Below are 12,789 nucleotides of genomic sequence, written 5' to 3'. Positions count from 1 at the left end.
CACAGTGTTTTAACCTGTGGCGATATTATGAGTTCTACAGAAGCTACGGGTTAAAATCCGTAGCTAATTGAAATGTTAAATCTTTAATGCCATATATATCCAAAAAAATATGATAGAGTAAAAACTCTATCATATTTCTAGTTATAATTATATATCAAATTCCATCTCAACATTTCCAGTAGCATCAAAATCTCCTTTTTTAATATAGATAATCGCCTCTTCACTCTTAAGCCATTGACCATCTTGCTTTAATTCCACGTTCTCTTTAACTAGCATCTCATCTTTCTGACCATTATAGTTTAATTTCTCTCCTTTAATCTCTTGACCATCATAGAGGACCAAAATATCTTTTTTAGCCTCCATATCATCGTTTTCAGTCCATATCTTCAAATACTCACTACTAAGTTTTAAAGGCTTTTCATCCTTTTTAGAATCAAGTTTAACATCATCTTCTGCTACTAAGATATCATTATCTATATCAAATTCTAATTTTTCACTTCTAATCTTATCCCCTGCTTCTCTTTGTAAATAGACATCTTCACTAAAATAAGCTATATTATCATCACGATCTAATCTCAACTTATTAGATGTTATCAGATTTCCATCATAATCTAATCTGATATTACCATTTCCTATATATATATTATCTTCTTTCTTATATCTCAACCTATCAGCTTTTAACTTGGCTCTTTCATTCTTTTTTACCCCTTCTTTTGCCTCTTTGGCATTTATCGCAACAGAAAAAAATAGGATAAAAGATAGTAGTATAATTAACTTAGTCTTCATTGGGGTCATCCCCTTTAAGATCAAACTCCATCTCTACATTACCAGAAAAATCTATGATATCATTTTCTACATCCATCCTCATCTTCTTAGCAAATAGCTCTCCATCATCAAGGGTAACTTTGACATTATCATCAGTAACAAATTCTTTTCTTTTATCAAGCCAGTCTAACTTTTCAGTCCTAATCTCTTCACCATCTAGCTTATCTAATCTAACATTTCCCTTTAACTTAATATCCTTTGTCTCCTTTAAATAAACTATCTGATCAGCATCCAAGGTATATTCAACCTCTCCTTTATTAAACAATTCTCCATTTTGAATATCCTTTAAGATAACTTCAGTTTCCTTCTTTTCATCCTCAGATTTTGGAATCAAAATTTGATTAGCAGTAATATCCCAACGTTTATCCCCTTTATTATAGGTGATAACACGGGGACTATCTATTTGATACTGATAATCAGGGGAAGTCTCATCATCCTCTTGACTTTCATTAGAATAGAAGAAAGATAGAGTAGCAAAGGTTAAACTTACAAATAATATAATAGCCAATATTATTTTAATTTTCTTCATCTAAAACCCCTCCTAAGTTACCATCACCAAATGATACCTGACCTTTTTCACGTTTAATTCCAAAAGCATGGTCTGGGAATGATAAGATCTGATATTTAAAAGCAATCTCTTCTTCTACATAATCATAGCTAAAGGTTATCTTTCTACAATGTAACATCTTCTCAATACTGAAATTGGCTTCATCATACTCTGCATCTTCAAAGTCATAACTACCTTCTAACTTAATTGTCCATTCCCAATCTTTTTTACCAAATTTCCAGTCTAATTCAGTATCCCATTTTCCATTTAGCTCATCGTCAATCTCATCATAATAATAATATAAATCTAATTGATAATCAAAATTCGGATAATCTACAAGTATAGATGTATCTATCTTATCAAAATGCATCTCATTTAAATCATATCGAATATTGTTTTTAATAGTATAATTATCATTTAATAAATAATTAAATGTAATCTTTAAAGGATCATACTCTTCTCCTATTTCTGCTAATAAATCATATCCTGTTTCAACTTTAAATCTACTTTGATTCTTTCTCCAATTCAACTCCCACTCTATATTATGTTCATCCTCTTCTGCCTCTTCAAAGCCTATCATTACTTCTCCTTGATTCATCCGATAATTATGCTCTAACCTATTCTCCCAATTTTCCAAAAAATCTGTCTGTAATACCAACTGGCTATCATAACTAAAGCGTTGTTGCTTAGTACTATAAATATCCTGCTGTAACTGTTCTTTATATCTTAGCCTATTGCTTTTATTAATCCTCCAATAATCATTATAATCTAATTTATAGTAACCATGTTCTTTAATAGGATATAAATCATCCTTCCATCTATAATTATATCTTCTCACACCTCCAACACTTACTTCCAAAGGATCTAGTATCTTAGGCTTCCAAATTCGACCAGGCTTAAGTGTAAATTCAGCCTTAGGTAAATTATAATAATCCGTTTCTGCCAAACTATCATTTATATCACTACTACTCGAAGGATTTCTAATATCCCCCTCTTTCCACTCGGTTTCAATAAACCAGTCATAAACCCTTTCATTTTGGGCCAGTTTCAAGGTAGTCAGATATTCAAAAGCATCTCCATTTCTCTCAATATCATCATAATCCTGATACTGATAATATTTATAATCCATATCATAATCTAGATATATGCTGTCAGTTAAGTATCTTTTGTATTGCTTTAAATCTATTTGATACTTGTCCAGTTTATCATTATACTTGTAATAGCTACTCCAATTAGTTCTATCAATCCTATCATAACCAAAGTCTATATTATAGTAATCGTCTCTTATCCCCTCTTTACGATTAATATATCCTCTATAATTGAAGTTAGATCCATATTCATTCTTAAGTTCATCTTCTCCCTGATATCTATCCTTTTCTCGATTATAATCTAAGTCTATCTTTAAAGTATCATCTGACTTCTTCTCTGCTACAAATTTATGCTGATAATCAAAATTAATGTCTGCTTCAGAATCTAATCTGCCACTCTCTCTATCATCTAAATCGTAATATACATCTAGACCTATATAATCATCATTACTCCTCTTTCTTAACTTATCAAAATATGAATTTAAAGTAATTCTATTATCATGGGTCTTATCTTTATTATAGTCTAATCCAATCCTAGTATCCCAATTTTCTAAAGCTAAATCTTGGTCAAAATCATAATCTAAATAAAGACCCTTCTCTCTTCTAGTCCAGCTAGTATTATAATAATTCCTGTATTCTAAGTTCTGTTCTCTATTATCCATACCACTAAACTCCTGTTCACGATTAAGCTCCATAGTAACCCAAGGGCTTTCTTGGGGTCTTTGTTTATCTTGATCTAGATAAAGGTAGAGATAAGCATGGTCATCTTCTAAAGTACGATAAGCATGCTTGAATCCTCCAGCAAAACCTGACTTACTATAGTCATCAATATAGTACTGACCAAAATCTCCAGCTAACATATTTAGTATAGGGTTATCATACTGGGAGTTGAGGTAATAATGATGGGTCGTTTTAATAAACCATCCCCTATCCTGATTATTACCTACTTCAATATCCATTGGTTTTTTATCTTTAAAGGAGTACATTAAAATCGGTACATACATAATAGGTATCTTCCCATTGAACTCCCAGATTACAACATTATAAGCTATCATCTTGTCTCCAGGATAAATCACAGTACTTGTTGAACTCATATGATAATGGGGTTCTTCTAGATCACAAGTAGTAAATTCGCTATCTATAATCTTTGTCTGATCATTTCCATACTCTGTTTTAGCACTTTTAACATAGATTGGGTCTTGAGATTCTTCAGTTACAATAATCCCATTAGATTCAATAAATATTCCTTCCTTAGTCTTAATATTATACTTCAACTTTTTAGTATCAAATTCCCCATCCTCATTCTTAAGATGTACTTTTCCCTCGGCATTTAACATATTAGACTTTAAATCTATCTCCATACTACTAGAACTAATCTCTACATCATCAACTAGCAATTTGGCATGTCCTGTAGCTATTATCAGCTCTTGTTCACGATAGTATTGAACCCTATCAGCTGTGAGCTTACCTTTATTACTTTCTGCAAAAGAATGAGGAGTAGATAAAAGGACAACTATAATTACTAATACGAATTTTAGGATATTTAGTTTGATTCTCCTCACTCCCTCTTTATCTAATATTAATATAATCTTCTTTTAAAATTAGTATAAATCCTATTACAGCAAAAATGATATTTGGTAACCATGCTGCCAAAAAGGGAGGCAAGATACCATTTAACCCCAAAGAACGGCTAATTGATTGAATTACATAATAGACAAAAATAATAATTAAACTAGCTATAATCCCGAAGATACGTCCCTTATTAGATTTTATACTCAAGGGAGCTCCAATTAGGACAAAGATTAATGATACTAAAGCCTCAGATAAATTCAAATGATATTCTACTAATAATTTACTTATATCCTTACCACTAGCTTTAAATAATTCAATCCTCTCTTCTAATTCAGCTCTATTCATCTCATTACTCTTCTTCTCTTCACCATAGAACTCTTTTATATCCTTACCGATATTAAATTCAAGTTGGCTAACCTTCTTCATTTCTTGACTATAATTATCTTCTCCTAAACTATAAAAGAGAGCATCCTTTAAATATAAGCGACTTCCATCAACATATCCCTTAATAGAGGTGATTAATCTATTATTTTTTCCTGACTGTTCGTAAACAACTATTTTATTTATCTCCTTAGTCTGATCATTGATCTCTCCAAGATAGAAATATCTATCCTTCCATTTAAAGAAGACATCCTTATGAAGTTTAGGATCATCCTTTTTATGAATAGAGTATTTAATAATATCATGATATTTAGTATTAGACCATGGGACTAGCTTTTCATTCATTATATATGTTAGTCCACTAATTAACAGTCCCAAAATTAGTAATGGAATAAGCAATCTCCAAAAGTTTATCCCCGCCATCCTCAATGCTGTAAACTCACTATCTTTAACCAAACGACTTAAACATAAAATAGTAGAGAATAAAACAGCCATCGATAGACTATCTACCATAACTTGTGGTACTCTATATAATAATAGTTTTGCTACCACACCACTAGGTATCTTTTTAATTATTATAAAATCAGTTAGCTCAAATAAAAAGCTACTAATCATAATTACAGTCAAAGCAAAGACCATAAAGAGAAAAGGTTTAACAAATTCTGCAATTAAATATTTATCAACTATCTTTATCAATTTCATCTCTATCCACCTCTAATAACTTTCACTTTGCTAATCTAAATTAATAATAAATAAGATAATCTGGGGATAAAGCGACACTTTTAAAATTAGCGTGAGTGGGTGTGTGAGTGTGAGTAAACCCCAATAAAAAGAAACTTTACACACACTCACACTCATAGCTCACACTCGACACGAAGTGTCGCATTATCTATCCTTTTAACTTAAAGTACTCTTCTTTAAAGATCAAATATGTTCCCACTATTCCAAAGATAAGATTGGGTAGCCAAGCAGCTGTTAAGGGGCTTAATATCTGATTTCTCCCTAAAGATCGACAGAAGGATATAGAGATATAATAGGTAAAGATAATGACTATGCTTATAATTAATCCAAAGGCCTTTCCCTTACTAGATTTAATACTCAAGGGGATTCCAATTAAGATGAAGATAACACTGGCAAATACCTTTGATAATTTAAGGTGATAATCAACCAATAAGGAATTGACACTTATCCCACTATCTTGAAATATCTTGATATCCTTCTGCAACTGCTTTCGACTCATTTCTGAAGTAGTTCTCTGCTCACCATAAAAGTTCTTAAGCTTCTCATTTATATTCAATTTAAGTTGAGTAAAATCTGACTGCCCAACTAAATTGCCTTCTTCATCAAACTCATGCATAACGCCTTGCTCTAAGTTCCAAATTTTATCCTTAAATATCCCCTTATTAGCAGTAATGATTAAAGGAAACTTATCCTCTTTATCAAGCTCATAGATTATAATATTACTTAAATCACCAGTACTCTCATCAATATTATCGATATAAAAATACCTATCATCTATCTTAAAGAATACCCCCTCCTGCAAGTTAGGTAAACCTTTTTGTAAAATAGTTCTTCTAACTATATTCTCAGCCTCATGATTGGTCCAAGGAACAACCTCTTCATTAATAAAAAAAGTCAAACCACTAACTAACAGACCAATTATTAAAACTGGAAGGATTAAACGGTGTAAAGAGATTCCTCCCATTCTTAGAGCCGTAAATTCATTATTTTTTACAAATTGACTCATCGACAGTAGTGTAGAAAATAAGACAGAGATAGAGAAACTCTGTACCATAACATCAGGTAATTTATATAACAATAACTTTAACACTACATCTATTGGAACCTTCTTAATAATTATTAAATCTGTTAATTCAAATAAGAAGCTACTAATCATAATAATAGTCAAAGCAAAGATAAAGAAGATAAAAGGCTTTAAAAATTCATTAATCAGATATCTATCTACTAAAGAAATTCTGAACTTACTCATACATCGATTCCCCTTATAGTTCTAATTATTGATAATTTTTTCAAAATTTTAACTTTCTTAAAGAAAAATAATGAAAACTTATTATATATATTAGATATAACTTCGACATTTACCTGCTCCCCTTAGTAGGTAAAAATCGACAGATAATAATTTATTTAAACATATCCTCTTATAGTCAATAAAAATAAGGCTACTCTTCCTAAAATTCAATAGAAAGAAATAACCCTATCCCAATAAAATGTTCTAATCTATAATCTCTAACTCTTCAAAATTATCTTCAGTAATTAAATTAAGCTCTAAATTAGTGTTATTTCCTGAACCTACTGGGCTAGAGGTTCTAGCAAAATAATCTCCTTTATCTATCTTATTATATCCCACTTCTCCTTCTTGATCTAAATCTATCCAACAATACACATAGTAATTCCCTTCATCATTATTCTCTAATGCATAAGTACCATTTTCACTTACCTGTATTATATTACTCTTCAATTTAATTTCATAATTAAGATAATCAATCTCTTCACCTGTAAAGACCTTAGCTTTAGTAATTCTAGCATCAGCTAAAGCTGCATGGGCATTGATTAAACCATAGCCATACTGATCATCTCTACCCTTATCACCAAGGTCTTGGGCTGTTAACCTCAGCTCTTCTTTTAACTGTTCTGGAGTTAAACTCTTACCTTGAGCTTTAGCCTGAGCTAAAAGCAAAGCTGCCACACCTGAGACATGAGGAGTAGCCATAGAGGTACCAGATTCATACTTATAACTATTTAAATGATAAATTTCCCCACCTGTTAGATAAGCGGTTCCATAAGTAGAATAAATATTTTCTCCAGGTGCTACAAAGTCAAGGTTATCTCCATAATTGGAGAAGTAGGAACGTTGGTAACTTTGATTGATAGAGCCTACAGAAATTACGTTATTGTAGTTTGCTGGATAAAGTAAATCACCACTCCCCCCACCATTACCAGCAGCTGCAATTACAGTTAAACCTTTATTATAAGCATAATCTATAGCATCAGCCAATGCCTTATCCGCTTTATTTATTCCTAAGCTTAAGTTAATTATATCAGCTTTATAATGAACTGCCCATTTAATGCCAGCGACTATATTATCCATACGTCCATAACCATCACTATCCAAAACTCTTATTGGGATAATATTTACATTCCAGTTAATTCCTGCTACCCCCAATTGATTATTAACTGTAGCTCCAATAACTCCTGCAACATGGGTTCCATGACCATTTCTATCCTCGGGACCTGGAAAATCATCTTCATCATAGGTAATAAAACCAGTTTCAGAATCAGGTAGATAATCTATACAGTCAATACCTGAAACGAGGCTTCCCTTCAAATCTGGATGATCTAAATCTATCCCTGTATCGATTACAGCTACAGTTACTTCTGCACTACCAGTATTTATCTCCCAAGCTTCAGGGAGACTAATTGCTAAATAGTTCCATTGTTCAGTACTATAATAGGGGTCATTAACCCCTACCCTCATAATTCTAACTATTTTATTCAGCTCTGCATACTTAATTTCTGGCTGATTATTAAGTTCTTCTACCAAAGTATTAATATCCCTATTTCCAATCCCGGTTAAGGTCTTAACACCTAGTTCCTTGATACTCTTCTTTACACTCAGATTATACTTCTGTAATAACCGTTTAATATCTGCTCCTTGTTGAACAGAGACTATAATCTCATCTGGAACATAGTCATCACCTTCACTACTCTTTCTTAAAGCTTTGACATTACTCTTAACCTTTGGAGCTGAGGACTGAGTAGCTACAGACTCTATTGGAGTATTAGCTAAAGTGATATGCCCTCTAATATGATTAGAAGCATCACCTAAATCTCCAGAATCACTACACCCAGTAATAATTAATAATAAAAACAACACAAGTAATAAGATTGTCCCTCTATAATCTAATTTCGTCAATATCCTCTCTCCCTTTCTCAACAGTGAATTTCATAAGTCAGCTGTAAAATTTCAATCTTCTATCATCTTTAGAATCAGATTTAAATTTGATACCATATAGAGATATTGCGACACTTCATGTCAAGTGTGAGCTATGAGTGTGAGTATCTGCAAAACCTCTTTTTATTGGGGTTTACTCACACTCACACACCCACTCACGCTAATTTTTAAAGTGTCGCAATATACCCATATAAATCTATACCTTAAAAATATTTCTCATTATACTCAAATAAAATTATATAATATATTATTCCCGACAAATACCTATATCCCCTTTTAGTAAATTAGGGAAAGCTAAAAAGCCTTTAACCAACAGGTTAAAGGCTTTTATAAACTAAAATTTATTTTTGAAATTAATCCCAAAGGTAAAATCATCAAAGTCCAGTACTCCTAAATCAGCAGAGATACCTGAACCAAAATCAAAATTAGCACCTAAATTGACACCATCATTATACTCAACAGATACTGTAGTGGTAGGAATATTAAAAGCTCCATCTCCACTAGAAATAGTAACTGGATTTAAGACTTTATTTACACCTACAAAAACTCTATCTTTAATCATATCTTTATCAGCTACACCCAAATGAGCTCTAATCCCATAGAAATTAGTGGATTTACTAGCTACTAAATAAAGGCTACGATCAACTATACCTAAAGACATCTCTGGCATATAATTAGCATCCTCTTTGAGTACATTCACTTTCACTAGCAGGTAATTGTCACCATCATCATCAAGACCATTTGGCCACTGAGCTACTCCTCCTATCTCCAAACCTTCTTTTAGGCCATAGCTACCTAACACTAGATCTCCATCTCCAACATGTTGATAAGTCAGATTTAATTCACTAGGGTCTAACATATCAGCTGTTGGAACAGTCACCAACCCATTAACACCAAAAGTGCTAGCATTAGCTATAGGAGTCACCATCAACGATATCAGTACTGCTAAAGTTAATAACCTTATTTTTTTCAACTTTATCTCTCCTTTTCTAATTTTTCTTCCATATTTTTAATTTCTTCTTCTAATTGTCTAACTTTCTTAAGCAAAGCAGGTAATTTCTTTCTAGCAACCTTAATTCTTCTCTCTAAGCGGTGGTCATGGGCTGGATAACCTGAAATAACAGAGTTAGGTGGCACATCATTGGTAATGACACTATTAGAGATTAATGTAGTATTATCACCTACAGTCAAGTGCCCTACCACACCACTCTTACCAGCTAAAGTTACCCTATTGCCAATCTTAGCACTTCCTGCAATACCCACTTGGGCTACTATTAAGCAGTCAGAACCAATCTCTACATTATGAGCTATATGAACTAAATTATCTATCTTAGTCCCTTGACCTACAATTGTGGATGCTGTTGCTGCTCTATCTATAGTAACATTCGAGCCAACTTCCACATCATCCTCTATAATCACATTGCCAAATTGAGGAATTTTAATGTAACCATCCTCACTAGGCTCAAATCCATAACCCTCAGAACCAATTACAGTGTTAGGATGAATCTCAACCCTACTTCCTATCTGAGAATCATATTCTACCACTACATTAGGATGAATTATACTATCTTGACCAATAGTCACATTATGCCCTATGTATACACCATGAGCTAAAACTACATTATCACCAATCTTTGCTCCAGCTTCAACTGTCACTCCTGCATGGATAGAAACATTCTCTCCTATCTCAGTATTCTCATCTATATTAGAATTTTTATTTATTCCTGGTCGATAATAAGGTTTAAAAGCAAATAGATTAGCAACTTTGGCAAAAGCCAATCTAGGGTTATCTACAATAATTAAAGGCTTAGAGTTCTTCCCAACAGCTAAACTCTCTACTACCAAAATCGCTTCTGCCTTCTGTTGAGCTAATTGGAAGAACTCCTCATTTAAAGCAAAGGTTAACTCTCCTGAATTAGCGTTTTCTGCCCCCCCAACCCCATCTATCTCTATATCTTCATCTCCAATCACTCTTCCTCCAACTAATTTTGCAATCTCCTTTAAAGTTCTTCTCATTTTGTGCCTCCTTTTAAGCAAAGCATCTATAAAAGTTATACTTACTACTGATTCCAGATTTCTAACTTCTAATAACTAAAATATTGTAATATCTATTATAATTAATGTTAAGTACAAATTTTATTGTTGAACCTAAGTTTATTATAACTCTATTTTTGCTAGACTACCAAATATTTATGTAAAAATAATATCAGCCCTAAATAAACAGGACTGATATTATGATTTTATTCTAAATTTTTGATTACCTCGTCAGTAAGATCAATCCCACCATACTTGACATCTTGCTTATTCAATACAATATCTATCTCCTGCTCTTTAATAATCTCCTCTACTACACCTTTTACCTCATTTTGAAACTTTTCTTTTAGTTGATCCCTTAAATCATTAATCTCTTGATAAGTTTTTTGATATTTATTTACCTGTTCTTCTTGACTTAAGCCTTCTATCTCTTTTTTGTACTTTTGTTGAACCTCTTCAATCTTAGCATTTAACTCTTGTTGATATTGCTTAGCCTTTGTACTTTCAGTCCAAATTCTATCTTGGTCAATTACTCCCACTTTCAACTTTACTAATTTCTTTTCTATCTTTACCTTAGGCTCTTGAGCACATGCTGTTATTAAAAGCATAACGAGCACTAGAAGGCTAGAAGCTAAAAGTAACTTCTTCAATCACTTCACCTCCCCAGTTTTATCTCTTCTAATACTTTATCTGTTATTTCAATTCCCTCTACATTCTGTAAAGAATCTGCTATAACCAATCTAACATTATTAGTTTTTGCAACTTCTTTTATAATTTTATCAATATCTTTAGAACGTCTTTCTATCAACTCTTTTCTTTTTTCTTCTAAGCCATTTATTTCATCCTTTAAGTGATTAATTTTATTCTGTACTTTAGAGATTAATCTATTCTCAGCTGAGACCAAATTTTCCTCCATATCTCCTCTTAATAGCTCTTCTCTTTCCTTTAGGTCTTTCTCCAAATCACCTTCCATAGTACTTAGGTACTCATTAAGCTCTGCTCTTATTTCTTCTTCTTTTTGATTATATTTATCTTCAGCCTCTTCTTTCAATTGATTTTGATAAGACTTAATCTGATCTGCAAACTCTAACTCTTTTTGATCAATTACTTTCTTCAATCTTTCATTATAATAATTTTCTTTCTCTGCTAACTTATCATTCTTCTCTGCCATTAACTCTTCTAATTCTACCGAATACTTGTTGTGTTCTGATTCAGATAAGCTATTAAACTTTAACTTTAATCTTAAATTAATAATTCTACTATTATACTCTTGATTTAAGGATTCTTTATACTCATCCAATTCTTTCTGATAACTATTATTTAAAGTTGAAACCTCTTTTTGTAATTTGCTCTCTAGAGATTTCTTCTTAGCTAATAATTTATTAGAGATATCTGTATTAAGTTGCTGATGATAATTCTTCAACTTATTATTTAATTCTTCCCTTTTATCAGCTATTTCTTTCATAGAATTATCTTTAATTAATTCTAGCCTCTTATTCAATTGAGAGTTGAAATTGCCTAAATAATCTTCTGTATCTGATTTTAATTTTTGTAAATTTTCATCTTCATTATTCAAAGTCACCTTATAGTTAGCAATTTGTTTTGTAAATTGATTAATCTGCTCAGTTAATGGATGTCCTTTAGTTAACTTATCCATATTGACCAATCCTATATCAGATTGAACTGAGTCTTTAGGTCTCTCGCCTTCCACAACCTGACCAGCTAAAACAGCTAAACATACTAAAATTGCCAAAAGAGTTAATCCAGCATTTTTCATGTTATGTCGAGACACCTAGAACACCTACTTTCTAAATATATTTAAATAAATAACAAATTGACTAATAGACAAGAAGCTATAATTCATCACAGCTTCTTGCCTATTTTATTATTCTTCTATACTATTATCTTTATTATTTTCAGTAGTTGTTAATCGTGATAGAACCTCATCAGTTAGGTCATAACCACCATAAATAACTACTGGCTTTTCTACCACTACAGTAATCCCCTTTTCCTTAGCTATATCCATTACTTTGTTATTGATATCCTGCATAACTTCAGCTACTAAATCTCTTTCTAAATTATTAAGTTGTTGCTGATATTTCTCTAATAGTTCTTGTCTCTCTTCTTTAGTCATATTCTTTGCTTCTTTCTCTAATTGCTTCTGTAATCGCTTTGCCTCTTCATTCAGCTTCTCCTCTGAAGCAACCTTATCTGGATGGTTAGCAAAAAGCTTTTGCATATCAACATAAGCAATTTGTGCAACTTTATCATTTTGAGCACCTACTGGATTATCAATCATAATTACAGCAGCTAATACTGTAAAGATTAGTAGACCAAAAATTAAATTCTTCTTCATTAACATATCCCCT

The 12,789-nt window shown here is 31.9% G+C and carries 11 protein-coding genes; all 11 read right to left on the bottom strand.

The features are described from left to right. Positions 1-147 precede the first annotated feature (147 nt). The 11 genes from ACTCDL_RS03020 to ACTCDL_RS02970 all read right to left on the bottom strand — a co-directional run bounded on the left by ACTCDL_RS03020 (position 148) and on the right by ACTCDL_RS02970 (position 12,776). Positions 148-786, bottom strand: a complete 639-nt coding sequence (locus tag ACTCDL_RS03020; RefSeq protein ID WP_463173903.1) for an OstA-like protein — start codon at positions 784-786, stop codon at positions 148-150. Next, positions 776-1,354 carry an LPS export ABC transporter periplasmic protein LptC gene (gene lptC / locus ACTCDL_RS03015; RefSeq protein WP_463173901.1) on the bottom strand — a complete coding sequence of 193 codons (579 nt, stop codon included), beginning with the start codon at positions 1,352-1,354 and terminating at the stop codon, positions 776-778. The genes ACTCDL_RS03020 and lptC overlap by 11 nt, the downstream gene beginning before the upstream one ends. Beyond that, entirely contained in the window at positions 1,341-4,022 is a 2,682-nt protein-coding gene (locus ACTCDL_RS03010; RefSeq protein ID WP_463173900.1) for a hypothetical protein, read from the bottom strand. The genes lptC and ACTCDL_RS03010 overlap by 14 nt, the downstream gene beginning before the upstream one ends. A 7-nt stretch (positions 4,023-4,029) precedes the next feature. Beyond that, the gene (locus tag ACTCDL_RS03005) at positions 4,030-5,115 is read right to left on the bottom strand and encodes an LptF/LptG family permease (protein ID WP_463173899.1); all 1,086 of its coding nucleotides are present in this window, start codon (positions 5,113-5,115) and stop codon (positions 4,030-4,032) included. Between the two features lie 187 nt (positions 5,116-5,302). Then, entirely contained in the window at positions 5,303-6,403 is a 1,101-nt protein-coding gene (locus ACTCDL_RS03000; RefSeq protein WP_463173898.1) for an LptF/LptG family permease, read from the bottom strand. A 243-nt stretch (positions 6,404-6,646) separates the two neighbouring features. After that, positions 6,647-8,347 carry a S8 family serine peptidase gene (locus ACTCDL_RS02995; RefSeq protein ID WP_463173896.1) on the bottom strand — a complete coding sequence of 567 codons (1,701 nt, stop codon included), beginning with the start codon at positions 8,345-8,347 and terminating at the stop codon, positions 6,647-6,649. Positions 8,348-8,720: 373 nt separating this feature from the next. Continuing rightward, positions 8,721-9,359 carry a YjbH domain-containing protein gene (locus tag ACTCDL_RS02990; protein ID WP_463173895.1) on the bottom strand — a complete coding sequence of 213 codons (639 nt, stop codon included), beginning with the start codon at positions 9,357-9,359 and terminating at the stop codon, positions 8,721-8,723. 2 nt (positions 9,360-9,361) lie between these two features. After that, positions 9,362-10,402, bottom strand: a complete 1,041-nt coding sequence (lpxD, locus tag ACTCDL_RS02985; RefSeq protein ID WP_463173894.1) for a UDP-3-O-(3-hydroxymyristoyl)glucosamine N-acyltransferase — start codon at positions 10,400-10,402, stop codon at positions 9,362-9,364. Positions 10,403-10,626: 224 nt separating this feature from the next. Further along, the gene (locus tag ACTCDL_RS02980; protein ID WP_463173893.1) at positions 10,627-11,070 is read right to left on the bottom strand and encodes an OmpH family outer membrane protein; all 444 of its coding nucleotides are present in this window, start codon (positions 11,068-11,070) and stop codon (positions 10,627-10,629) included. A 5-nt stretch (positions 11,071-11,075) separates the two neighbouring features. Continuing rightward, positions 11,076-12,212, bottom strand: a complete 1,137-nt coding sequence (locus tag ACTCDL_RS02975; protein ID WP_463173892.1) for a hypothetical protein — start codon at positions 12,210-12,212, stop codon at positions 11,076-11,078. A 93-nt stretch (positions 12,213-12,305) separates the two neighbouring features. Further along, positions 12,306-12,776 carry an OmpH/Skp family outer membrane protein gene (locus ACTCDL_RS02970; RefSeq protein WP_463173890.1) on the bottom strand — a complete coding sequence of 157 codons (471 nt, stop codon included), beginning with the start codon at positions 12,774-12,776 and terminating at the stop codon, positions 12,306-12,308. Positions 12,777-12,789: the final 13 nt, after the last annotated feature.

The organism is Orenia sp. (assembly GCF_055140805.1).
This window is presented reverse-complemented; position numbering and strand designations above follow the sequence as displayed.

Excerpts from the sequence above, each read along its gene's own strand:
- lptC (WP_463173901.1), bottom strand. The coding sequence starts at position 1,354 with ATGAAGAAAATTAAAATAATATTGGCTATTATATTATTTGTAAGTTTA.
- ACTCDL_RS03000 (WP_463173898.1), bottom strand. The coding sequence starts at position 6,403 with ATGAGTAAGTTCAGAATTTCTTTAGTAGATAGATATCTGATTAATGAA.
- ACTCDL_RS03020 (WP_463173903.1), bottom strand. The coding sequence starts at position 786 with ATGAAGACTAAGTTAATTATACTACTATCTTTTATCCTATTTTTTTCT.
- ACTCDL_RS02970 (WP_463173890.1), bottom strand. The coding sequence starts at position 12,776 with ATGAAGAAGAATTTAATTTTTGGTCTACTAATCTTTACAGTATTAGCT.
- lpxD (WP_463173894.1), bottom strand. The coding sequence starts at position 10,402 with ATGAGAAGAACTTTAAAGGAGATTGCAAAATTAGTTGGAGGAAGAGTG.
- ACTCDL_RS03005 (WP_463173899.1), bottom strand. The coding sequence starts at position 5,115 with ATGAAATTGATAAAGATAGTTGATAAATATTTAATTGCAGAATTTGTT.